This window comes from Labrys okinawensis, assembly GCF_002982075.1.
Classification (GTDB): domain Bacteria; phylum Pseudomonadota; class Alphaproteobacteria; order Rhizobiales; family Labraceae; genus Labrys; species Labrys okinawensis_A.
This window is the reverse complement of sequence record NZ_PUEJ01000006.1, coordinates 193,464-216,733: the sequence shown is the minus strand read 5'-3', so window position 1 is coordinate 216,733 and position 23,270 is coordinate 193,464. Positions and strand designations below refer to the sequence as shown.

Annotated in this window: 16 protein-coding genes; 10 read left to right on the top strand and 6 right to left on the bottom strand. The window is 66.5% G+C overall.

From position 1 onward, the window contains the following. Nucleotides 1–141 precede the first annotated feature (141 nt). From C5L14_RS18040 to addA, 9 genes are all read left to right on the top strand, one after another. Complete coding sequence (locus tag C5L14_RS18040; RefSeq protein WP_105863448.1) at nucleotides 142–1,734, top strand: 5-guanidino-2-oxopentanoate decarboxylase; 1,593 nt, start codon at nucleotides 142–144, stop codon at nucleotides 1,732–1,734. Between the two features lie 225 nt (nucleotides 1,735–1,959). After that, entirely contained in the window at nucleotides 1,960–3,123 is a 1,164-nt protein-coding gene (locus C5L14_RS18035; protein WP_105863447.1) for an acyl-CoA dehydrogenase family protein, read from the top strand. A 253-nt stretch (nucleotides 3,124–3,376) separates the two neighbouring features. Next, nucleotides 3,377–4,114, top strand: coding sequence for an SIS domain-containing protein (locus C5L14_RS18030; protein ID WP_105863446.1), 738 nt, complete (start codon nucleotides 3,377–3,379; stop codon nucleotides 4,112–4,114). A gap of 243 nt (nucleotides 4,115–4,357) precedes the next feature. Continuing rightward, a complete protein-coding gene (locus C5L14_RS18025; RefSeq protein ID WP_105863445.1) occupies nucleotides 4,358–6,424 on the top strand; it encodes an acetate--CoA ligase family protein in 2,067 nt (688 codons plus the stop codon). A gap of 177 nt (nucleotides 6,425–6,601) precedes the next feature. Then, nucleotides 6,602–7,390 (top strand): enoyl-CoA hydratase-related protein, encoded by a 789-nt coding sequence (locus tag C5L14_RS18020; protein WP_105863444.1) that lies wholly within the window; start codon nucleotides 6,602–6,604, stop codon nucleotides 7,388–7,390. Then, nucleotides 7,387–8,028: a hypothetical protein gene (locus C5L14_RS18015; protein WP_146126947.1), complete on the top strand. Its 642-nt coding sequence runs from the start codon at nucleotides 7,387–7,389 to the stop codon at nucleotides 8,026–8,028. The genes C5L14_RS18020 and C5L14_RS18015 overlap by 4 nt, the downstream gene beginning before the upstream one ends. Next, the gene (locus C5L14_RS18010; protein ID WP_146126946.1) at nucleotides 8,021–8,323 is read left to right on the top strand and encodes a type II toxin-antitoxin system RelE/ParE family toxin; all 303 of its coding nucleotides are present in this window, start codon (nucleotides 8,021–8,023) and stop codon (nucleotides 8,321–8,323) included. The genes C5L14_RS18015 and C5L14_RS18010 overlap by 8 nt, the downstream gene beginning before the upstream one ends. Nucleotides 8,324–8,445: 122 nt before the next feature. Then, nucleotides 8,446–11,556 (top strand): double-strand break repair protein AddB, encoded by a 3,111-nt coding sequence (addB, locus tag C5L14_RS18005; RefSeq protein ID WP_105863441.1) that lies wholly within the window; start codon nucleotides 8,446–8,448, stop codon nucleotides 11,554–11,556. Next, nucleotides 11,553–15,089, top strand: coding sequence for a double-strand break repair helicase AddA (gene addA / locus C5L14_RS18000; RefSeq protein WP_105863440.1), 3,537 nt, complete (start codon nucleotides 11,553–11,555; stop codon nucleotides 15,087–15,089). Before addB ends, addA begins: the two co-directional genes overlap by 4 nt. 196 nt (nucleotides 15,090–15,285) lie before the next feature. Here addA and C5L14_RS17995 read toward each other — a convergent pair whose 3' ends face one another. Next, nucleotides 15,286–15,672: a winged helix-turn-helix transcriptional regulator gene (locus tag C5L14_RS17995; protein ID WP_105863439.1), complete on the bottom strand. Its 387-nt coding sequence runs from the start codon at nucleotides 15,670–15,672 to the stop codon at nucleotides 15,286–15,288. A gap of 97 nt (nucleotides 15,673–15,769) precedes the next feature. On the opposite strand from C5L14_RS17995, the gene C5L14_RS17990 reads away from it, so the two are divergent. Further along, nucleotides 15,770–16,747 carry a quinone oxidoreductase family protein gene (locus tag C5L14_RS17990; RefSeq protein ID WP_105863438.1) on the top strand — a complete coding sequence of 326 codons (978 nt, stop codon included), beginning with the start codon at nucleotides 15,770–15,772 and terminating at the stop codon, nucleotides 16,745–16,747. Nucleotides 16,748–16,756: 9 nt separating this feature from the next. Here the strand turns inward: C5L14_RS17990 and C5L14_RS17985 are convergent, their stop codons facing one another. From C5L14_RS17985 to rpsA, 5 genes are all read right to left on the bottom strand, one after another. Continuing rightward, nucleotides 16,757–17,551 carry an ABC transporter ATP-binding protein gene (locus tag C5L14_RS17985; RefSeq protein WP_105863437.1) on the bottom strand — a complete coding sequence of 265 codons (795 nt, stop codon included), beginning with the start codon at nucleotides 17,549–17,551 and terminating at the stop codon, nucleotides 16,757–16,759. Nucleotides 17,552–17,561: 10 nt separating this feature from the next. Further along, nucleotides 17,562–18,503, bottom strand: coding sequence for an ABC transporter permease (locus tag C5L14_RS17980; RefSeq protein ID WP_105863436.1), 942 nt, complete (start codon nucleotides 18,501–18,503; stop codon nucleotides 17,562–17,564). A 184-nt stretch (nucleotides 18,504–18,687) separates the two neighbouring features. Continuing rightward, nucleotides 18,688–19,659 carry an ABC transporter substrate-binding protein gene (locus tag C5L14_RS17975; protein ID WP_105863435.1) on the bottom strand — a complete coding sequence of 324 codons (972 nt, stop codon included), beginning with the start codon at nucleotides 19,657–19,659 and terminating at the stop codon, nucleotides 18,688–18,690. A 292-nt stretch (nucleotides 19,660–19,951) separates the two neighbouring features. Further along, nucleotides 19,952–20,917: an ABC transporter substrate-binding protein gene (locus tag C5L14_RS17970; protein WP_105863434.1), complete on the bottom strand. Its 966-nt coding sequence runs from the start codon at nucleotides 20,915–20,917 to the stop codon at nucleotides 19,952–19,954. A gap of 450 nt (nucleotides 20,918–21,367) precedes the next feature. Continuing rightward, nucleotides 21,368–23,065: a 30S ribosomal protein S1 gene (gene rpsA, locus C5L14_RS17965; RefSeq protein ID WP_105863433.1), complete on the bottom strand. Its 1,698-nt coding sequence runs from the start codon at nucleotides 23,063–23,065 to the stop codon at nucleotides 21,368–21,370. Nucleotides 23,066–23,270: the final 205 nt, after the last annotated feature.

Genomic DNA, 23,270 nt, shown 5'->3' with positions numbered 1-23,270 from the left:
GACGGATAAGGGGTGACATGCCAACTGGATATGGCGTGTCACCCTCATCCCCCTGCCGGGACCTTCTCCCGCAAGGGGAGAAGGGACTATTTTCGGCAAGACTATGCCAATCCGATAACAAACCACATTCCCGGGGAAACCATGGCCGATCATCCTCATCTCGGCACGCTCATTCCGCAATTGCTGGTCGAACGCGGTATCGATACGGTGTTCGGCATTCCCGGCGTGCATACGGTCGAGCTCTATCGCGGCATTCCGGGTTCAGGGCTCACCCATGTCACGCCGCGCCATGAGCAGGGCGCCGGCTTCATGGCGGACGGCTATGCCCGTGCGACCGGCAAGCCTGCCGCCTGCTTCATCGTCACCGGCCCGGGCCTTCTCAACATCGCCACCGCCATGGGACAGGCCCTGGCCGACAGCATCCCGATGCTGGTGATCACCACGCTCAATCCGCGGCAGACCCTCGGCCGCGGCGAGGGGCGCCTCCACGAATTGCGCGGACAGTCCGTCGTCGGCCGCGAAGTATCCGCCCTCGCCCTGACGATCTGGACCGTCGACCAGCTCGTTCCCGCCTTCGACGAGGCCTTCGCCTTCCTGTCCTCCTCGCGCCCCGGCCCGGTGCTGATCGAGATCCCGATCGATCTTTTGTCCGAGCCCTTTCCGGGACCCGTCACCAGCATGCGCAAGCCAGCCGGGCCGCCGATGCCGCGCGCCGACGACGTCGAAGCGGCCGCCACCCTGATCGCCAAGGCGAGGAAGCCGCTGGTGATCGCCGGCGGCGGCGCGGTTGCCGGCGCCGATGCCGTTCGCGAACTGATCGAGAAGCTGGGAGCCGCTACGCTGCTCACCGCCAATGCCAAGGGTATCCTCCCGGCCGCACATCCGCTGCTGGCCGGCGGCTGCATGCTCACCCCCTCGCTGCATCGGGCGATCGGCGAGGCCGATCTCGTGCTGGCGCTCGGCACCGAACTCGGCGAAACCGAATTCTGGTACGAGCTCGATGGGCTGAAGCTCAACGGCGTGGTGATCCGCGTCGACATCGATCCGCGCCAGCTGCATCGCAATGCCCGCCCAACCCTGCCGGTGGTGGGCGATGCCGGCCTCTTCGCCGCCGCCCTGGCGCCACTGGTGAAGGCGATCGAGGGAGGTGCCGCCTATGCCCGGCAACTGCAGGCCGCGCGTCTCGACGGAGCCGATCCCCGCTATGTCCGGCATCGCCCGCTGCTCGACGCGATCTGGCAGGTGCTGCCCGACGCCGTCGTCGCGGCCGATTCCACCGCGGCCAGCTATGGCGGCAACTTCATGGCCGAGCCGCCCGCCGCCCGGCGCTGGATGAGCGCGGCCACCGGCTTCGGCACGCTCGGCTACGCCCTGCCCGCCGCCGTCGGCGCCAAAGTCGGCCGTCCTAAGGTGCCGGTGGTCTGCATCATCGGCGATGGCGGCTTCCAGTTCACCTTGCCCGAGCTTGCCAGCGCGGCCGACGCCGGCGCCCCGATCATCGTGCTGCTCTGGAACGACCAGCGCTACGGCGAGATCGAGGAATATATGGTCCGCAATCAGATCGCCCCCCTCGGCGTGCGCCTGCAGGCGACCGATTTCAGCGCCGCCGCCAAGGCCTTCGGCGCCAAACATGTCGCGGCCCGCTCCCTCGGCGAGGTCAAGGAGTCCCTGCTCGCGGCCGCGAGCGCGCCCGTGACTACGATCATCGAGATGGACGCGTCGCAATACGCCTGATCCATGTCGCGATCGGCATGAAGGGCGCCATGAAAAGACTAGAAATGACGCCTTCATCTGCTGGAAGTTTCGAGCGCCGTTCAATCGGCGCGGATCGAATTCCGCTCGATTATAGCGTTTTGCGATTTGGTGGAATCGCCAAGAATCGCAAAGACGCGTCGAACCAAACAGTGTGAGCAAAGCGTGTTTCCGTCTGAACGCGCTTTGCTCCAGGGGGAAACGCCGATGCAGTTCGCATTGACCGAAGAGCAGGACATGCTGGTCGAAACGGTGCGCCGTTTCGTCGAGGAGGAGCTCTATCCGCATGAAGCGCTGGTCGAGCGCACCGATGAGGTGCCCGACGACCTCGCCGCCGAGATCAGGAAGAAGGCGATGGAGCTGGGGCTCTACGCCGCCAACATGCCGGTGGAACTGGGCGGCGGCGGTCTCGATGCCGTCGGCATCGCCTTGCTGGAGCGCGAACTCGGCCGGGCCAATTACGGCCTGCAGATGGTGGTGGCCCGCCCCTCGAACATCCTCCAGGGCTGCCGGGGCGCCCAGCGCGAGCGCTGGCTGCTGCCCGCGATCCGCGGTGAGCGCGTCGACTGCCTGGCCATGACCGAGCCGGGCGCCGGTTCCGATGTGCGTTCGATGAAGACCAAGGCCGTCCGCAAGGGTGACAGCTATGTCATCAACGGCCAGAAGCACTTCATCAGCCATGCCGACAAGGCCGATTTCATCATCCTGTTCGCCGTCACCGGCACGGAGGAAACCAAGCGCGGCCCGCGCAACCAGATCTCCGGCTTCCTGGTCGACAAGGACACGCCCGGCCTGACCGTGCGCCCCGGCCCGCATGCGCTGTCGCATCGCGGCTACCATAATTGCGAGCTCTATTTCGACAACTGCGTCATCCCGGCCGACCAGCTTCTCGGGGAGGAAGGCAAGGGCTTCGACCTGATGAGCGAATGGCTGGGCGCCACCCGCCTCACCGTGGCCGCCACCGCCGTCGGCCGGGCGCGCCGGGTGATGGACGAGACCCTGGCCTGGGCCGGCCAGCGCAAGCAGTTCGGCCAGTCGATCTCGCAGTTCCAGGGCATCTCCTTCCCGCTCGCCGACCTCGCGGTGGAGCTGGAGGCGGCCGATCTCCTGACGCTCCGGGCCGCCTGGCTGCTCGACCAGGGCAAGGCGACCGACGCCGATTTCGCCATGGCCAAGCTGGCGGCCTCGGAGATGCTGGGCAAGCTGACGGATCGGGCCATCCAGACCTTCGGCGGCATGGGCCTGATGGACACCCTGCCGATCGCCGGCTGGTGGAAGGATGCGCGCGTCGAGCGCATCTGGGACGGCACCAGCGAGATCCAGCGCCTGATCATCGCCCGGCAGATGCTGCGCCCGCATGAGGGGCGCTGAGGCGATGTCCCGAAACAATTGAGGCGTCACCTTTGTCATACCCGGGCTTGACCCGGGCATCCAGAGGCCCGTCGCCGAGGTTGGGAGGGAGGAACTGGATTGCCGGGGCAAGCCCGGCAATGACAAAGATCGAGCCAGCTCGATCCGTTTCGTGACGGATGAACTCAAAACGGCGGCGCTTGGCGGGAGCATGAGGATCGTGCAGGAAGGAACACCTCTCCCGCATGCAACTGCCAGGCCCCGGAAGATCGCCATGACCGAAATACCGACCGCCGCCGCCTATCTCGCCGATCTCACCCGGCGCATCGGGGCCCTGTTCTGGGCCAATGCCGATGCCATTGCCGCGGCGGCCGCCGCAGTGGAGCGCACGGCCAGGCAGGACGGCCTGGTCTATGTCTTCGGTACGGGCCATAGCCATATGCTTGCCGAGGAGGCGCATTATCGCGCGGGCGGCCTCGCCCTCACCGTGCCGATCCTCTCGGCGGTGACCATGCTGCATGACGGCTCGGTGGCCAGCACGGCCTTCGAGCGCATTCCGGGCATGGTCGCCCCTGTCCTGGCACGTTATCTGATCGGCCCCAAGGATGTGCTGATCATCGCCTCCAACAGCGGCGTCAACATCGCTGTCATCGAGGCGGCGGAGATCGGCAAGGCGGCCGGCGCCACGGTCGTCGCCATCACCTCGCTCGCCTATTCCAGCCAGGCGGCGCAGGGGCGGCCACGGCTCGCCGATCGCGCCGATATCGTGCTCGACAATGGTGCGCCTCCGGGCGACGCCAGTGTGGCGCTGCCGGACAGCGAGTTGCGTACGGGACCGGTCTCGACCTCGGTGGGCGCTGCCCTGCTCAATGCGGTCTTCGCCGAGGCAGCCGCACGCCTGCAGGCCGAGGGAGGCAATGCCCCGCTCTATCGCAGTGCGAACATGCCGGGGGCTGCCGAAACCAATGCGGGGCTGATCGCGCGCTATCGCCCGCGCAACCCGCATTTGTAGGGAGAGCCTGGCACATGGAAGGAACCCGCAGCGAAAAGGGGCGTCGGCCATTCGAGCGTTTGGCTCCGAAATGGCAGGGCAGCAAGTGAACACGGTCCCTTCCGTGACAGAATTTTTACACGAAGCGGCATCAATCGCCATGAGCAGATTGACGCCGATCTCATGCTCGTCAACCTTGTAGCAACGCCTCCTCCCTAGGGTGCGAGGTTTCCCCGCCTGCTTTGTCTCCATAGGTCCTACCGCATGTCCGTCGTCGATGGCCTCCGCCGCCTGCTCAAACCCCGCCATATTGCTGTCGCGGGCGGGCGATTGGCCTCCGTGATCATCCGTGAATGCGACCGCATCGGCTATGCCGGGCCGATCTGGCCCATTCACCCCGAGAAGACCGAGATCGCCGGCCACAAGGCCTACAAGACCGTCGCCGATTTGCCTGAAGCCCCCGATGCGGTCTTCATCGCAACGCCGCGCGAGCCCACGGTCGACATCGTCGCGGCCCTCGCCGAACGGGGGGCCGGCGCGGCCGTCTGTTATGCCGCCGGTTTCGCCGAGGTCGGCGAGGAAGGCGCGGCCCTGCAGAAGAAGATGGTCGAGCTCGCCAAGGGCATGCCGATCGTCGGCCCCAACTGCTATGGCGTACTCAATCTGCTCGATGGCTGCGTGCTCTGGCCCGACACCCACGGTGCCGAACGGGTGGAGAAGGGCGTCGCCATCATCACCCAGTCCGGCAACATCGCGCTCAACATGACGATGCAGCGCCGCGCGCTGCCCATCGCCTATGTCATCGCCGTCGGCAACAAGGCGATCGGAGACCATGGCGACTATATCGAGGCGCTGCTGGCGGATGAGCGCGTCACGGCGATCGGGCTGCATGTGGAATCGATCGACGATGTCGCCTTGTTCTCCAAGGCGGCGATCAAGGCACTGGAAAAGGGCGTGCCGCTGGTGGTGCTGAAGACGGGCCGTTCGGAGATCGGTTCGGAGATCGCCATGAGCCACACCTCCTCGCTCGCCGGCGCCGACGCGCTCTACAACGCCCTGTTCGCCCGGTACGGCGTTGCCCGTGTCATCGACGTACCGGCCTTCATCGAGACGCTCAAGCTCATGCATCTTTTCGGCGGCCTGCCCGGCAAGCGCATCTCCTCGATGAGCTGCTCGGGCGGCGAGGCGGCCCTGATCGCCGACCTCGCGGCCGACCGGGACCTGGACTTCGCGCCGATCCCGCCGGAGAACGCCGCACGCCTGCAGGAACTGCTCACCGAGAAGGTGCACGTCTCCAATCCGCTCGACTATCACACTTATATCTGGGGCAATGAACCGGCCAACGAGGCGGTGTTCACCGAGATGCTGAACTCGGGTTTCGACCTCAATCTCCTGGTCCTCGACCAGCCGCGCACCGATCGCGGCCTGGTGCCGGATGGCGGCTTTGCCGCGGCCCGCGCGGCGATCACCCGTGCCGCCGTGGCTACGGGTGCGCGTGCCGCCGTGGTGTCTTCCCTGCCCGAGAACATGCAGGAGGACGACGCCAAGGCGCTGCTCGCCGATGGTGTGCTGCCGATGCAAGGCATGGGGGATGCGCTCACCGCGATCACCCACGGCGTCGATTTCACCGCGGCGCGTGCGGGCTGGGAGAAGCTCGTCCCGCTGCGCCGGGTCGCACGCATCGATGTCGGCAGGGCACGCCTGCTCACCGAGTATGAGTCCAAGCACTTGCTCGGCCGCCACGGCCTGGAGCTGCCGCCGAGCCGCATCGCCGGCACGGTCGAGGCCGCCTCGACGGCTGCCGCCCTCGGCTTTCCGGTGGCGATCAAGATCCACAGCGAGAAGATTGCCCATAAATCCGATGTCGGCGGCGTCAAGCTCGGCCTGCGCTCGCGCGCCGACGTGACCGATGCCGTCGCCTCCATGTCGCATCTGGGGGATCGCTTCCTGGTCGAGCGCATGGTGGAGGGCGCCGTCGCCGAGCTCATCGTCGGCGTGGTGCGCGATCCCCAGTTCGGCCCGACGCTCACCGTCGGAGCCGGCGGCGTATTGGTCGAGATGCTCAAGGACGCGGCCGTGATGCTCCTGCCGGTCACCGCCGAGGAGATTCGCGAAAAGCTGATGAGCCTGCGCGTGGCCCGCCTGCTGGAGGGCTTCCGCGGCAAGCCGCGCGGCGATATCCGCGGGGCCATCAAGGCCATTTTGGCCATCGCCGATTTTGCCGAGCGCCATGCCGACCGGCTGGTCGAGCTCGACGTCAATCCGCTCTTCGTACTGCCCGAAGGGCGCGGGGCCGTCGCTGCCGACGCGCTGGTGCGCATGCTGGATTGAGCCTGGTGTCGCCACCGGGATTGACCCACTGATAATATCGTCATTGCGAGCGGAGCGAAGCAATCCAGAGCTTCTCCGCTGAAAGGCTGGATTGCTTCGCTCCGCTCGCAATGACGGCAAGGATTGATTGGCGGGCGAGCACGGGCTTGCCTGTGTGGCCTGTTTCAGGAGATTGCCATGTCCGAATCCGTCAAGCTCGAGCGCCGCGGCGCCGTGCTGGAGATCACGCTGGATCGCCCCAAGGCGAATGCCATCGATCTCGCCACCTCCAAGGCGCTGCATGCCGCCTTCCGTACCCTGCAGGACGATCCCGATCTGCGGGTCGCCATCCTCACCGGCGCAGGCGAGCGCATCTTCTCGGCCGGCTGGGACCTCAAGGCTGCCGCCTCCGGCGCCGAGGAGCCGGACACCGATTTCGGGCCGGGCGGCTTTGCCGGCCTGACCGCCTTCTGGGAGCTGACCAAGCCGGTGATCGCGGCCGTCAACGGCGTCGCCATCGCCGGCGGCTGCGAGCTGGCGCTGGCGGCCGATCTCATGGTGGTGGCTGACCACGCCGAGTTCGCCCTCTCGGAAGTGACGGTCGGCCTCGTCGCCGATGCCGGCGGCATCCAGCGCCTGCCGCGCCGCATCCCGCTTGCCATCGCCAGTGAATTGCTGCTCACCGGCCGCCGTTTCACGGCTCGGGAAGCCCATGGCTGGGGTCTTGCCAACCGCATCGTGCCGATGGCCGATCTGATGGCCACGGCACGGGACCTGGCTGATACCATCGCGGCCAACGCGCCGCTTTCGATCGCCGCGGTCAAGGCCATCCTCGCCGCCACGGAAGGCATGGGCGTGCGCGAGGCCTATGAGCATGTCTATGCCGGCAAGGTGCCCGAGCACCGCGCCATGCAGCTTTCCGAAGATTCGCGCGAAGGCGCCAAGGCTTTCGTCGAAAAGCGCGCGCCGGTCTGGAAGGGACGGTGATCGGGGCTGGTCTTCAGTCCGGCCTGGAAGCGCCGCATGTGCCGGATCTGGCGGAGCTGAAGAGCCTGACCGAAATGGCACCGAGTCTCGACCATCACCGCGCTTGTCCTGTATCCGGAAGGTTATATAATAATCTTCCGGAAATTATTGAGTGCATGTCAGGCATGGAAAAGCCAGCCAAAACGCCCGATCTCATCGATAGCAAAGCGGTGAAGGAACTGGTGGCGGCACGCGCCTTGCGTGGGGCGACCGTGCTTGGGCGGCCCGGCGGCTGGGGTGTGCTGGTCCGCTATGGCGATGCCGAGCGCGCTGTGGCGGGACAGAAATCACGGCGCATGCGTCTGTGGCGCCATGCCGATAGCGCGATCGGCTTCGTGCGCAGCGAACTGGGCATGGACCGCTTCGACGTCGATGCGCAGGACTATCGCCCCGACGAAAGCGAGCGCCGGCGCCCGGACGCTTCGGAGCGCCTGAAGCGGGTGTTGTCCTATGACGAGTGGATCGGTCAAGATCTGGAACTTGCCCTGCGTCAGGCCGACGATCCGGCTACCGGGTGGGTCGATCATGATGATGCCATGGCGGAATTGGAGGGCGTACTGGCAAAAGCACGCGCTATGAAGGCTCCGCCGCGTGGCTGATGAGCCGCTGTGGAAGGTCCGATGGATGCGGCCTGCGCTTGATGGCCTTGCAGGCGTCATCGCTTACCTGGCCGACAAGAACCCGGATGCGGCTGAGAGGATCGTCCTGCGTTTGCGCCAGCGCGCCGCCAGTTTGGCGCATACGCCGGAGCAGGGCAGGCCGGGCAGACTCGCCGGGACGCGCGAACTTTCGGTCGCGGGTACTCCCTATATCCTCTTTTACCGGCTTCGGCGTGGTATCGTCGAGATCATCAGGGTTCATCATTCCCTCCAGAAATGGCCACCTGATAGCTGAGCCAGAAATCGGTAGCATCGAGCAAGAGTCGCGCTTGCCTCCTGCCGATCGAATCGGCTCTCGGTGCAAGGCAAGCCATGCTTTCTTGCCATTGAGACCGGTGTCCTGTTTATCTCACCCTCATGGCGCATCGCCCGAATCTCCTGACCATCGCTCCCGGCACGCCCTTTCTGGAGACGCTGGTCGACGCCCTGCTGGACGGACGGCTGGTGCCGGGCTTTGCCCCGCGCGAGGATCCGCTCGCGCTGGCGAGCGCCACGCTTTATCTGCCGACCCGCCGCGCCATCCGCGCCTTGCGCGGCATCTTCCTCGACAGGCTGGGCAGTGATGCCGCGCTGCTGCCCCGCCTGAGGGCGCTCGGCGAGATCGACGATGACGAAGTCGCCTTCGCCGAGGCGAGCGACGACCTGCCGGAGCCCGTCGCCGGGCTCGACCGCCAGATCGCCCTCACACGCCTGATCCTGCAATGGAGCGCGGCCCTGAAACAGGCGCTTCTGCCGATTCCGGGCGAGGAGGGGGCCGAACCGCTGCTGATTCCCTCCTCGCCCGGCGATGCGGCAGGGCTCGCGGCCGAGCTCGGTACTTTCCTCGACGGCCTGCAGATCGACCGGGTACCGCCCGAGGCGATCCTCAATCTCGGCGAGAGCCATGCCGGGCTCTATGACAAATATTGGGACATCACGCTGCGCTTCCTCGAGATCGCCACCGTGCACTGGCCGCAGCACCTCAGGGAGATCGGCCGCGGCGACGCCGTGCTCCTGCGCAATGCCCGCATGGAGCGCGAGGCCGCCAGGCTTGCGGAAAACCCCAAATCAGGCCCGGTGATCGTGGCGGGCTCGACCGGCTCCATTCCGGCGACCCGAGACCTGATCAAGGCGGTGGCCGCCCATCCCCGGGGCGCGGTTGTCCTGCCGGGGCTCGACCTCGAGCTCGATGCCATTGGCTGGAACGCCATCGGCAAGGGCGAAGGGGCTCCCGGCCACCCCCAGGCCGGTCTTGCCGCCTTGCTTGCCGATATCGGCGCCGAGCGCGGCGGCGTGACCGAACTCGCGTCGCCGCCGCCCATCCTGGCGCTGCGTACAGCCCTGGTCTCGCAGGCCCTGCGGCCGGCGGAAACCACCGATCTGTGGGCCGGCCGGCACCATGAGGATCCCACGGCAGTGAGCGAAGCCTTTGCGGGCGTCGCTCTGGCCGAGGCGGCGCATGAAGGCGAGGAAGCCCTGGCGGCGGCGCTGGCGCTGCGGGAGGCCTTGACCGTGCCCGGCCGCAAGGTGGCCTTGGTGACGCCCAACCGCCAGCTTGCCGAGCGCGTGGTCACCGAACTGGGCCGCTGGGGCATCGAGGCCGACGACAGCGCGGGCCAGCCGCTGACGCAGACCCCGCCCGGGCTGTTTGCGCGCCTGGTGCTCGATGCCGCGCTGAATGATTTCGACCCCGTCACCCTGTTGTCCCTGCTCAAGCATCCATTGGCGCGACTCGGCCTGTCATACGCGGATCTGGAGCGGGCGGTAACGGCGCTGGAGATCGGCGCCCTGCGTGGGCCGAGGCCGGCCGGCGGTCCTGCCGGCCTCGTGGCGGCCCTGGCTCTTGGCAAGGCCTCGCTCGGCGACCCGCATTGTCCACCCGCCCGGTTGGCGCTCGACGAAGAGGACTGGGCCGGGGCGCAGGCGGTGATCGAGGCCCTGGCCGGGAGGCTCGAACCCTTCGCGGCGTTGCTGCGCCAGCCGGATCCCTTGCCGGCCGCCAGCTTCTTCGCCGCGCATCGCGCCGCCGTCGAGGCACTCGGCGAAGCTGGCCCCGGCGAAACTGATGCGCTCGGTGAAGGAGAAGCCGGCGAAGCCCTCACTGGCTTCTTCGATGATCTCGGCACTGTCGCGCCCGAAGCCCTCTCCTTGCCGGCGCCTGAATATCCCGGCCTGTTCGCGGCCCTGATCGCCGGGCGGTCGGTGCGGGGCGGCGATCCCAAGCACCCGCGCATCGCCATTTACGGTCTGCTGGAAGCCCGCCTCCTGCCGGTCGACAGGCTGGTGCTGGCGGGGCTCGACGAGAGCGTCTGGCCACCCGACGTCAAGACCGATCCCTGGCTGAACCGCCCGATGCGGGCGGCGATCGGCCTGTCTCCGCCGGAAAAGCGCATCGGCCTCGCCGCGCACGACTTCGAGCAGGCGCTCGGCTATGGCGACGTGGTGATCACGCGGTCGCTGAAGCGCGGCGGCTCGCCCAGCGTGCCCTCGCGCTGGCTGCAGCGGCTCGGCGCCTTCCTGGGGCCGGCCTTTGATGACGTGCGCAGGCGGGGCGAGCTTTATTGCGCCCTGGCGCGCCAGCTCGATGCGGCCGGAGGGCCGCCGCCCGTGCTCGGCGCGCCCAGGCCCAAGCCGCCGCTGGCCCTGCGTCCGGCCCGCCTGTCGGTGACCCAGATCGAGCATCTGGTGCGCGATCCCTATACGATCTATGCGCGCCATATCCTCAAGCTCGAGCCGCTCGACGAGATCGCGATGCCGCCCGGCGCGGCGGAGCGCGGCACGCTGATCCATGGCGCGCTCGAGCGTTTTGCCGCCCTGTGCGCGGACGGCGTGCCGCCGGATGCCCTCGCACGCCTGATGGCGATCGGCGAAGAGCTCTTCGTCCCCTTCGCCGACTTTCCGGAAGTCCTGGCGTTCTGGCGGCCGCGCTTTGCCGCCATCGCCGAATTCCTGGTGGACTGGGAGCGCGAGCGCCGGCCGCGCCTCGCCCGCGTGCTGAGCGAAATTCCCGGCAAGCTCACCTGGCCGACCTTGGCCGAGAGAGCCTTTACTTTGTCCGCCCGGGCCGACCGCATCGAGGTCGCCGCCGATGGCCGGGTTGCCATCCTCGACTTCAAGACCGGCCAGGCCCCGACGGCGAGGCAGGTGGAGACGGGCCTCGCGCCGCAATTGGCGCTCGAAATGGCGATGCTGCTCGAGGCCGGCTTCAAGGGCGTGCCGGCCCCGGAGGCCCTCGGCGATCCCGCCATCGTGCATCTGGCCGGTGGCGGCAAGGGGCCGAGCGAGAAGCCGCTGATCTTCAAGGACACCACGCCGATCGAGGTGGCGATGCAAAGCCTGGAACGGCTCAAGGCGCTGATCGACCGCTTCGAGAACGAGAAGACGCCCTATGCCTCCCTGCTGCACCCGATGTTCAAGGGACGGCGCTATGGCGACTACGACCATCTCGCCCGGGTGCGCGAATGGTCGGTGAGCGCGGAGGAAGCATGATCCCGCGCAGGCCCTCTCCCGACACAATCCATAACCAGCGCCTGGCCTCCGATCCCTCGCTGTCGGCCTGGGTGTCGGCCAATGCCGGCTCGGGAAAGACCACCGTATTGACGCGGCGCGTCATCCGGCTTTTGCTCGCCGGGGTCGATCCATCCGCCATCCTCTGCCTCACCTTCACCAAGGCTGCGGCGGCGAACATGCAGAACCGCATCTTCGCCATGCTCGGGCAATGGGCCGTCGAGGAGGAGAGCAAGCTCGTCGCGGCGATCGAGGGCATCACCGGCTTCAAGCCCAATGCCGCGGGCCTGAAGCGGGCGCGCCAGCTTTTCGCGGCAGCGATCGAGACCCCCGGCGGGCTGAAGATCCTTACCATCCATGCCTTTTGCGAGCGGGTGCTGCACCTCTTCCCCTTCGAGGCCAATGTGCCGGCGCAGTTCGCGGTGCTGGACGACAGGGCCGCGCGCGAACTGCTCGATGCCGCCCGCACCAGCCTGATCCTGGAGGCGAATGCACAGCCGGAAGGCGGCCTGGGGCGCGCCATGGCGCGTCTTCTGGAGGATACGGGGGAGGGCGCCTTCGACGGGCTGCTCGCCGAAATCACCTTCGAACGCGAAGCCCTGCGTCCCTTCCTGAGCGAGAAGGGCGCCGCGGACGCCCTGGACCAGCTGCGCGGCCTGCTCGAGCTGAAGGAAGGAGAGAGCGTCGCCGCCATCGAGGCCGAGATCGACGAAGCCTCGATCCCCTTCGGCGAATGGGCGGCGATCGAGGCGAGCCTGCGGGAATATGATGGCAAGCGCATCCTCGAACTTGCCGATAGGCTCGGCGCCGCGATCGCGGCGGCGCCGGCCCGGCGTGCCGAGGCCTGGCGTGCGGTCTTCCTGACCGGCACGGGCGAGGCGCGCTCGGCCAATGCCTTCCTGGTCAAGGATTTCACCAAGGATTACCCCCACTATGCCGAGCAGCTCTTCGCCGAGCTCGGGCGCATCGCCGAGCTCCTGCAACGGCGCAAGGCGGCCTCGGCCTATGAGCGCAGCGCCGCCCTGATCGCCGTCGCGGCGGCCCTGCTTGGGCGATACAAAGCCGGCAAAGCAGCGCGGGCAGCGCTCGATTTCGATGATCTCGTCCAGCGCACCGCCGACCTGCTCAGCCGGGCCGGCGCCGAATGGGTGCTTTACAAGCTCGATCGCGGCATCGACCATATCCTGGTCGACGAAGCCCAGGATACCAGCCCCGCGCAGTGGCATATCATCGAGATGCTGGCGCATGAGTTCACTTCGGGTGCCGGTGCGCGCAGTGAACGGCGCACCATCTTCGCCGTGGGCGACGAGAAGCAGTCGATCTTCTCCTTCCAGGGCGCGGCGCCGGCGGAATTCGCCCGCATGCGCAGCCATTTCCGCCGCAAGGTGGCCGAGGCGGAGGCGCGTTTCGAGGCGATCGAACTCAAGCAATCCTTCCGCTCGACCCCCGATATCCTCCTGGCCGTCGACCATGTCTTCGCTATCGCCGATAATCGTCGGGGGCTGTCGTCGGATGATGTCGCCACCGTGCATGAGACGGTACGGGCCGGCGATCCCGGCCGTGTCGAGGTCTGGCCAGTGGAAAAGCCGCAGCCGGCCGCCGAGATCACCGCCTGGGATGCGCCTTTCGACGAGACCCCGGTCTCCAGTCCGGTGGTGCGGCTTGCCCGCAAGATCGCCGCCGAGGTGAGCAGCCTCATCCGGGACGGTGATCCCTCGACGGGCGCGCGTTACGATGCCGGCGACGTCATGGTGCTGGTGCGCAGCCGCAACGCCTTGTTCGAGGCGGTGATCCGTGCCCTGAAATTCGCCGGCGTGCCGGTGGCCGGTGCCGACCGCATCGTCCTGACCGACCATATCGCCGTGATGGACCTGATGGCGCTTGCCCGCTTCGTGCTGCTGCCGGCCGACGACCTGACGCTGGCGACGGTGCTCAAGACACCGCTCATCGGGCTCGACGACGAGGATCTCATTCGCCTGGCGCCGGGCCGCAAGGGTACGCTCTGGGCTGCCTTGGGCGAGGCCGCGCGGGAGGACGAGCGCTACGCCTCCGCCTTCGCCCGTCTGGTTTCCTGGCGCGAGGAGGCGGCCGGCAAGACGCCCTTCGCCTTCTTCGCCGATATCCTGGCCCGCGACGGCGGCAGGCGCATCATGCTGGCCCGCTTCGGCGCGGAGGCCGCCGATGCCCTGGACGAATTCCTGCGCGTGGCCGGCGATTATGAACGCGCCAATACCGCCAGCCTGCAGGGCTTCCTTGCCTGGCTCGCCGAGGCCAAGGCCGAGATCAAGCGCGACATGGACGTGGCGCGCGGCGAAGTGCGCGTGATGACGGTGCATGGCTCCAAGGGGCTGGAGGCACGCGTCGTCATCCTGGCCGATACCTGCAGCGCGCCGGACGGGCGGCACGATCCCAAGCTGTTCTTCCTGCAGGCGCAAGGAACGACAATCGATCGTCATCGATCGAATATCGTTCCAATCTTGCTTGAGACAGACGCGTCTTTCCAATCCGAAGGCATTGGAAAACACTATGGGCGGCCTGCCGGCAGCAGCATCCCGGTCTGGTCGCCCAGCAAGGCGTCGGATCCGCCGCCGGTCGCCGCCGCGCGCGACGCGATCCGGGCCGAGAACGAGGCCGAGCATCGCCGCCTGCTCTATGTCGCCCTGACGCGGGCCGAGGATCGGCTCATCATTGCCGGCTTCGAGGGCGCCACTGCACGACGGCCGGGTAACTGGTACGACATGATTGCGGACGCCCTGCGCGAGCGGGGCGCCAGGGTCGAGCCGGACGGCGAAGGCGAAAGACTGGTCTATGAGCCGACGCCGCGGCGCGCCGTCGAGGGCCGGCCCGCGAAGGACCAGGCTGCGGCGGTGCCCACACCGGACTGGCTGCGCCAGAAGGCGGCGCCAGAACGGGCCGAGGAGGTTGCCCTCAATCCATCGGAGACCGAGCATCCCGAGGAACTGGCCGGGCTGGCGGATACGCTGCCGGCCGACAGCCGGACCCTGCGGCGCGGGGCCCTGATCCACGCCTTGCTGCAATATCTGCCCGACGTCGAACCGCCGGCCCGGCGCGACCAGGCGCTCGCCTTCCTTGCCCGGGCAGCGGCGCAATGGCCGGAGGATCATCAGGTCTGGGCCGAGGAAGCCCTGGCGGTGCTGGCCTTGCCGTCTCTCGAACCGCTTTTTGCCGCCGGCAGCCGGGCCGAGGTCGCCCTTACCGGCCGCATTACCAGGCAGGGCCGGGCCGATTATGCCGTGTCCGGGCGGATCGATCGCCTGGCCGTCGGGCCGGACACGGTCTGGATCGTCGACTTCAAGACCAACCGCCGGCCCCCGCAGGCGCTCGAAGCCGTGCCGCAGGCCTATCTCAGCCAACTCGGGCTCTACCGCCATCTGCTCAAGCGGCTCTATCCAGGCAAGGACGTGCGGATCGCCCTGGTCTGGACGGCGACGGCCGCGCTCATGGAACTGCCGGCGGAGAGGCTGGAGGAGGCGGTGCGGGCAGTTGTGGGGTGATATTTATGCGTGGTGCACACCCCTCATCCCCCTGCCGGGACCTTCTCCCCTTGCGGGAGAAGGTCCCGGCAGGGGGATGAGGGGAGAGCCTCTACCTAAAGCGTTTTGTGATTTGATTGAATCGCCTCAAATCGCAAAGACGCGTCGAACCAAAGAGTAAGAGCAAACAAGCGTTCACACCTGAACGCGCTTTGCTCTAAGTCACCCCCATCTGCCGTACCGGCCTGATGATGCAATCCCGCGTCTGGTCGAGTTCGTCCAGTTCGGCGGCGTGTCGCTGCCCCCAGTCGCACAGGGCCAGCAGCACCGGCTCGAGGCTCTGGCCGAGCGGCGTGGCCGAATAGTCGACGCGGGGCGGCACCTGCCGGAAGATCTCGCGGTGAACCAGGCCATGCTCCTCCATTTCGCGCAATTGCTGGATCAGCACCTTCTGGCTGATCTCCGGCACCAGCCGCTTCAGTTCGGAAAGGCGCTTGGGACTGTCGAGGAGATAATACAGGATCACTGCCTTCCAGCGGCCCGAAATCACCTTGAGGGCCCGCTCGACGGGCAGCATGGGCAGGCGCTTGGTCATCTCCGTCATGGTTACCTTCAGGTCCGTATGGCACGAAAGAGTGTGTAGAGACGCAACGGAGAATATCACACAACCGGCCCATTCGAGACCAGCACCCGGTGATTCCATGCAAGCCATCCGTTTGAGCCGCTTCGGCGCGCCCGACGTCCTCCAGCCCGTCGAGCTGCCCGTTCCCGTTCCCAGCGCCGGAGAGGCCTTGATCCGCGTGCGGGCCGCCGGCGTGAACTATTTCGAGGTCCTGATGCGCCAGGATCGCTATGCCGTGACACCCGACCTGCCGATGGTGCCGGGTGTCGAGGCCGCCGGTGTGGTCGAAGCATTCGGCCCCGGCGCTGCCGGACCGGCTCCCGGCACGCGAGTGGCGGCGCCCCTCTTCGCCATGGGCAGGGCCGGCGGCTATGCCGATTATGTCACTGCCGAAGCCGCCGCGCTGGTGCCGCTCCCGGACGGCCTGTCCTTCGAGGCGGGCGCTGCCCTGATGGTGCAGGGATTGACCGCCCTTCATCTCCTTCGCCGCAGCCCGCCGCAGGGGAAGTCGATCCTGGTCAACGCCGCTGCCGGCGGCGTGGGATCGTTGCTGGTCCAGCTCGCCCGCAGTGCCGGCGCGCGCCAGGTGATCGCCGCTGGCGGATCGCCGGAGAAGCTCGATCTCGCGCGATTCCTGGGGGCGGACGCGGCTGTCGACTATCGCAGCACCGGCTGGGTCGACCAGGTGTTGGCGGCGACGGCAGGGGCGGGCGTCGACATCGCCTATGATCTCGTCGGCGGGCCACAGACTGCCGCCTGTCTGGGTGCGCTCGCCCCGGCCGGAGAACTCGTCTGTGCGGCGATGGGGCGGTTCGAACTCGGCAAGCGCGAGATAGAAGCCCTGCTGGGGCGCAACCAATCGCTGAAAGGCTTCGCCCTCCTGCCTTTGCTGACGCCCGGCACGCTGTACGCCGATCTCGGCGATCTCTTCGTTCAGGCCGCGGCGGGGGCGCTCAAGGTCGTGATCGGTGGTCGCTTCCCCCTGGCCCGGGCCGCCGAGGCACATGAAAGCCTGCAATCGCGCCGGAACGTCGGCAAGGTTGTCCTGGTCCCCTGACGATGCGTCTCAGCCCAGCAGCAGGCTGTCGTCGTCGAGCTGTTCGCCACGCACCTTGCTGAACAGCTTGAGCAGGTCAGGAACATCGAGGCCCTTGCGATGCTCGGCATCGAGGTCGAAGGCAACCTGGCCCTCATGCAGCATCACCGTACGGGTGCCGTAGTCGAGGGCATGCCGCATCGAATGGGTCACCATCAGCGCGGTGAGCTGCTGCTCCTCGACGATCTTGCGGGTAAGCTCCAGCACGAAATCGGCAGTACGCGGATCGAGCGCCGCCGTGTGCTCGTCGAGCAGCAGGATCTTCATGCCGGTCAGCGTCGCCATCAGGAGGCTGACGGCTTGGCGCTGGCCGCCGGAGAGCAGGCCCATGGAATCGCCCAGGCGATTTTCGAGGCCGAGGCCGAGTATCGAGAGCTTGTCGCGGAACACCGCGCGGCGGGCGGCGCCCAGGGAGGAGCCGAGGCCCCGGCTGCGGCCGCGCGCGAAGGCCAGCGCCATGTTCTCCTCGATCGACAGCCTCTCGCAGGTGCCGGCCATCGGATCCTGGAACACGCGGGCGATCAGGCTGGCGCGGCGCGGCGTCGGCCAGCGCAGGACGTCGACACCCTCGATGACGATGCGGCCGCGCTCGGCCTGGGCGTCGCCGCTCAGAACGTTCAGCAGGGTGGATTTGCCGGCGCCGTTGGAGCCGATCACGGTGACGAATTGGCTGGTGGGGATGGTCAGCGACAGCCCGCGCAAGGCGCGGTTCTCCAGCGGCGTGCCGCGCCCGAAGGTGACGTGGATGTCCTTGATCTCGATCATCGCCGCCTCCTTACTTGGACGCTGATTTGGGGGCGGGCGAGAAGATCGCGCGCAGGCGGGGGAACTGGCTCGGCAGGATCAGCGCCAGGCCGACCAGCACCGAGGTCACCAGGTTCTGGTCGCTGGAATTGAGGCCGATCGAGCGCGACCATTCGGAATTGAGCGCCAGCGCGATGGCGAGGCGATAGAGGATGGCGCCGACGATGCAGGCGATCAGCAGCCAGGCGATCGAGCGGGTGCGGAACAAGGTCTCGCCGAGGATCACCGCGGCGAGACCGCCGACGATCGTGCCCGTGCCAAGCGTGATGTCGGCAAAGCCGCTGGTCTGGGCGAACAGGGCGCCGGCGAGCGCGACGAGGGCGTTCGAGATCGCCATGCCGACATAATTGTGCATCTGGGTGGAAACGCCCTGGGCCCGTGCCATGCGTGGATTGGCGCCGGTCGCCCGCATGGCGAGGCCGAATTCGGAGTTGAGGAACCAGCTGAGCAGCGCCCAGACGATCAGGACGATCACGCCGAGCATCCAGACTTTCAGCTGATAGGAGGGCGGTGCCCAGCCGAAGATCGCCGTCAGATGGTCGCGCGTCCAGGTCACCAGCGTTTCCTGGTTGAGCAGCGGGACATTGGGCTTGCCCATGATGCGCAGATTGATCGAATAGAGCGCCGTCATGGTCAGGATGCTGGCCAGCAATTGCAGGATGCGGAAACGGATGTTGAGCCAGGCCGTCATCGCGCCGGCGAGGCCGCCGGCAATGATGGCCAGCGCCGTGGCCGAGAAGGGATCCAGGCCTGCCACGATGCCGGCGGCGGCCGTCGCGGCGCCGAGCGGATAGGAACCGTCGACCGTCAAGTCGGGAAAATCGAGCACCCGGAACGACAAAAATACGCCCAGCGCGATCAGCGCATAGATCAGGCCGATTTCAATCGAACCGATAAAAGCGAATAGGCTCATGCATCAATCCCAACAGGAGAGCGGGTCACGGATGAATTGCGGCAGCCCTGCTGCTCGACCGACAGAGCGCGTCATTGCGAGCGTAGCGAAGCAATCCAGAGCCGGAAGGCGGGGTACACAGGTCTGTGGATTGCTTCGCTACGCTCGCAATGACGCATGAGTCAATCACTACCGCCCGCGGATTCTACTTTGCGACGTCCTTGGCACGCGCCAAGACGGCCGGCGGCAGGGGAGCCCCCATCTTCTCGGCCACCTTGGTGTTGACGACCAGGCTGACGCCCCTGGAATTCTCCACCGGGATATCGCCGGGCTTTTCGCCCTTCAGCACCCGGGCGGCGACATGGCCGGCTTGCCGGCCGATCTCGAACTGGTCGAGGCCAAGAGCGGCGACGGCGCCACGCCCGACGCTGTCGGGATCGCTGGCGAACACCGGCAGGCGGCTGTCGAAGCCGACCTGCAGCACCGATTCAAGGGCGGAGACCACCAGATTGTCGTTGGGGATGTAGATCGCATCGGCCTTGCCCACCAGATTCTGGGCGGCCGCACCGACATCGGAGGATTTGGTTGCGGGCGAAGGCAGGATTTCCAGCCCGCGTTCGCCAGCCAGCTTGCGCAGGGCTTCGATCACCGACAGGCTGTTGACCTCGCCGGAATTATAGACGACGCCCACCACCTTGGCCTTGGGCAGGACTTCCTTGATCAGGTCGAGCTGCCCGGCTGCGGGCGGAAAGTCGCTGACGCCGGTGATGTTGCCGCCGGGCTTGTCGAGGGTCTTCACCAATTGCGCGCCGAGCGGATCGGTCACGGCGGCGAAGACGACGGGGATGTCCTTGGTCGCCGCGGCGACGGCCTGGGAGGAGGGGGTGGTGATCGGCACGATCACCGCCGGATCTTCGCCCACGAATTTCTGGGCGATCTGGGCTGCGGTGGCCGGGCTGCCCTGTGCCGATTCATAGAGCACGGTAATGGCCTCGCCCTCGGCGTAACCCTTGTCCCTGAGGCCCGCCTTCACGCCCTCGCGGATGGCATTGAGCGAGGGGTGCTCGACGATGGCGGTAATGGCGACCACGGGCTTGTCCGCAGCGGCGGCGCCCGTGATCGGTGCGAGGCTGGCGAGAAGGACGGCGGCAAGGCCGAAGGAGCGGAAAGTGGTCATGGCGCGGCTTGCTCGGAATGGTTGATCTTGGGATTGTTCAGGAATAAGCGCCTGTCTTCGCAGCGTTGCGCCGCCCCTCACCCTTACCCTCTCCCCGTAAACGGGGCGAGGGGGCTTCGGCGTTGCGTTTGTGCCGAAACAGTCCCATCTCGCCCAACCGGAGAGCGAGATGAGAGTTTTGAGGATGAACCGCGAGGCCTGCGCCCCCTCGCCCCGTTTACGGGGAGAGGGTAAGGGTGAGGGGCAGCACGACGCGGAATTATCCCTGAACAGGCTCTTGCGACGATCCGGATTACTTTACGACGGTCTTGGCCTTGGCGACCAGATCGGCCGGCAGCGTCACGCCCATCGGGCCGGCGGTCTTCTGGTTGAGGAAAAGATCGGTGGCCGAAGGAAAGGCGACCGGAATGGCGCCGGGCTTCTCGCCTTTGAGGATGCGGACCACCATCTCGCCGGCCAGTACGCCGGACTTGAAATAGTCGACGCCGATGGAGGCGACCGCGCCGCGCTCGACGCCGTTGGTGTCACCGGAGAAGACGGGAATCTTGTTCTCGGTGCCGACCGTGATCACCGCTTCCAGGGCCGAGACCACCAGATTGTCGGTGGGCACGAAGATGGCATCGGCCTTGCCGATCAGGCTCTGCGCCGCGGCGCCGACATCGGCCGACTTGGTGGCCGGTGCCTCGATCGTCTCGAAGCCGAGGGCAGCGGTTGCCTTCTTCATATTCTCGAGCTGGACGACCGAATTGGCCTCGCCCGGATTGTAGATGAAGCCGATCTTCTTGGCGCTGGGCGCGACCGCCTGGATCAGCTTGAGCTGGTCGGGCATCGGGGTTGCGTCGGTCACGCCGGTGACGTTGCCTTCGGGCTTGGCCGGATCCTTGACGAGCTGGGCAGCGACAGGATCGGTCACGGCGGTGAACACGATCGGAATGTCCTTGGTGGCGGCCAAGGCGGCCTGGGCCGACGGCGTGGCGATGCCGACGATCACATCCGCTTTCTCGCCGACATATTTCTGGGCGATCTGGGCGGCGGTGGCAGGGCTGCCCTGTGCCGTCTCGAACTGGAAGGTGAGGGTGTCGCCATCCTTGTAGCCGGCATCCTCCAGGGCCTTCTTGACACCGTCACGGGCGGCGTTGAGGGCCGGATGCTCGACGATCGAGGTCACGGCCACGGTCTTCTTGTCGGCAGCAAAGGCCACGCTGCCGAGGAGGGCGAGTGCCACGCCGGCTACGAGTGTCAAACGATGGATACGCATATGGTTGTTTCCCCCTTGCTCGCGAATTTCCCGCCGGGTGGCGGCCATTCGGGGCTTGCAAGGCACAACCGATCAACCAAACGCTGCGGCAATGCAAGATGCTCATGCGCTGGAAAGCGGAAAAATTCACCAAACATGCAAGGGCGCCAGTCTAACCGGCCTTTTTGGAAAGATTGTTAAGCTGGGGGGCGCCAACGCGAAATCTTGCCTGTGCATCGTTGGCGCCGGCCTTGCAGGCCAAGCAGCTTTTGGCTGCACGGCATAGGGCTGGCTGTGCTTGCTCGGAGTGTCGACCTCCTGGTCGAGATCTTTCATGCCGGCACGCACATCGTTTCCAGGAATGTCCATCTGGAGATCGACACTCAAAAAAGAAAGGGCGCGAACCCCGTGAGGTCGCGCCCTTTCCCAATCGTGGTGGTCCAGAAGCCGGCCGGAGGCCGGCACTCCGGCTTACTTCTTCTCGGTGCGGGCGCGCAGCGCAGCGCCGAGAATATCGCCGAGCGAGGCGCCGGCGTCCGAAGAACCGTAAGCGGCGATCGCTTCCTTTTCCTCGGCCATTTCGAGGGCCTTGATCGAGACCTGGACCTTGCGGGCCTTGCGGTCGAACTGGATGACGCGGGCGTCAACCTTCTCGCCGGGTGCGAAGCGCTCGGGGCGCTGATCGGCACGATCGCGGGCCAGATCGCCACGGCGGATGAAGGCCGTGAGGTCGGTGCCGGTGATCTTGACGTCGATGCCACCTTCCTTGACGTCGGTGACTTCGCAGGTGACGACCTGGTTCTTCTTCAGTTCGCCGGCATCGACGAAGGGGTCACCCGCGAGCTGCTTGATGCCCAGCGAGATGCGCTCCTTCTCGACATCCACGTCGAGCACCACGGCCTTGACCATGTCGCCCTTGCGGAAGTCGTCGATGACCTGCTCGCCCGGACGGTTCCAGTCGAGGTCGGAGAGATGGACCATGCCGTCCACATCGCCGTCGAGGCCAATGAACAGGCCGAACTCGGTCTTGTTCTTGACTTCGCCTTCGACCACCGAGCCGTTCGGATGCTTGTCGGCAAAATCTTCCCAGGGGTTGGAAAGGGTCTGCTTGAGGCCGAGCGAAATGCGGCGCTTGATCGGGTCGACCTCGAGGATCTGCACTTCCACTTCCTGCGAGGTGGAGACGATCTTGCCGGGGTGGACGTTCTTCTTGGTCCACGACATTTCGGAGACGTGGATCAGGCCTTCGATGCCCGGCTCCAGTTCCACGAACGCGCCGTAGTCCGTGATGTTGGTGACACGGCCGGTGAACTTGGCCTGCAGCGGGTACTTGGCGTCGATGCCCAGCCACGGATCGGCCTGGAGCTGCTTCATGCCCAGCGAGATGCGGTGCGTCTCGTGGTTGATCTTGATGATCTTGACCTTGACCTGCTGGCCGATGGTCAGAAGCTCCGTCGGGTGGTTCACGCGGCGCCATGCGATGTCGGTGACATGCAGGAGGCCGTCGATGCCGCCCAGGTCGACGAACGCACCGTAATCGGTGATGTTCTTGACCACGCCGTCGACCACCTGACCCTCTTCGAGGTTCTGGACGATCTCGTGACGCTGCTCGGCGCGGCTCTCTTCGAGGACCGTGCGGCGGGAGACGACGATGTTGCCGCGGCGGCGATCCATCTTGAGGATCTGGAAGGGCTGCGGAACGTTCATCAGCGGGGTGACGTCGCGGATCGGACGGATGTCGACCTGGCTGCGCGGCAGGAAGGCCACGGCGCCGTCGAGATCGACGGTGAAGCCACCCTTGACCTGGTTGAAGATGACGCCGTCGACCTTTTCATTGGCCTCGAACGACTTCTCCAGCTTGATCCAGCTCTCTTCGCGGCGGGCCTTGTCACGCGAGATGACGGCTTCGCCCAGAGCGTTTTCGATGCGCTCGAGATAGACCTCGACGACATCGCCGACCTTGAGCGCGCTGTCGCGGCCCGGGCCGTTGAATTCCTTCAGAGCTACGCGGCCTTCGGTCTTGAGGCCGACATCGATGACCGCAAGGTCCTTCTCGATGGCAACGACAGTACCCTTGACGACCGAGCCTTCGGCCATATCGCTGGTGCCGAAGCTCTCGTCGAGCATCGCAGCGAAATCTTCACGCAGCACGTTTTCCTGTACGGACATATGTTTTCCTGGCGCCGGCGGTTGGTGTTGATCATCGTTTCCGGACTGCGGCAGGGTTGCTGGCGCAACCACAGGCGGGGTGTTTTGAGAAAAAACACACCCGGCCGGCGCAAGGCCCGCAAGGCGGAAACGTCTTTCTGGTCTATTGTCGAACGCCCGTCTCATCAGCGATGACGGGTTGAGCGTCAGATGGGCGGTTCCATAT

Excerpts from the sequence above, each read along its gene's own strand:
- C5L14_RS18030 (WP_105863446.1), top strand. The coding sequence starts at position 3,377 with ATGACCGAAATACCGACCGCCGCCGCCTATCTCGCCGATCTCACCCGG.
- C5L14_RS17990 (WP_105863438.1), top strand. The coding sequence starts at position 15,770 with ATGCAAGCCATCCGTTTGAGCCGCTTCGGCGCGCCCGACGTCCTCCAG.
- addB (WP_105863441.1), top strand. The coding sequence starts at position 8,446 with ATGGCGCATCGCCCGAATCTCCTGACCATCGCTCCCGGCACGCCCTTT.
- C5L14_RS17975 (WP_105863435.1), bottom strand. The coding sequence starts at position 19,659 with ATGACCACTTTCCGCTCCTTCGGCCTTGCCGCCGTCCTTCTCGCCAGC.
- rpsA (WP_105863433.1), bottom strand. The coding sequence starts at position 23,065 with ATGTCCGTACAGGAAAACGTGCTGCGTGAAGATTTCGCTGCGATGCTC.
- C5L14_RS17980 (WP_105863436.1), bottom strand. The coding sequence starts at position 18,503 with ATGAGCCTATTCGCTTTTATCGGTTCGATTGAAATCGGCCTGATCTAT.
- C5L14_RS17985 (WP_105863437.1), bottom strand. The coding sequence starts at position 17,551 with ATGATCGAGATCAAGGACATCCACGTCACCTTCGGGCGCGGCACGCCG.
- C5L14_RS18025 (WP_105863445.1), top strand. The coding sequence starts at position 4,358 with ATGTCCGTCGTCGATGGCCTCCGCCGCCTGCTCAAACCCCGCCATATT.
- C5L14_RS17995 (WP_105863439.1), bottom strand. The coding sequence starts at position 15,672 with ATGACGGAGATGACCAAGCGCCTGCCCATGCTGCCCGTCGAGCGGGCC.
- C5L14_RS17970 (WP_105863434.1), bottom strand. The coding sequence starts at position 20,917 with ATGCGTATCCATCGTTTGACACTCGTAGCCGGCGTGGCACTCGCCCTC.
- C5L14_RS18040 (WP_105863448.1), top strand. The coding sequence starts at position 142 with ATGGCCGATCATCCTCATCTCGGCACGCTCATTCCGCAATTGCTGGTC.
- C5L14_RS18035 (WP_105863447.1), top strand. The coding sequence starts at position 1,960 with ATGCAGTTCGCATTGACCGAAGAGCAGGACATGCTGGTCGAAACGGTG.
- C5L14_RS18020 (WP_105863444.1), top strand. The coding sequence starts at position 6,602 with ATGTCCGAATCCGTCAAGCTCGAGCGCCGCGGCGCCGTGCTGGAGATC.
- addA (WP_105863440.1), top strand. The coding sequence starts at position 11,553 with ATGATCCCGCGCAGGCCCTCTCCCGACACAATCCATAACCAGCGCCTG.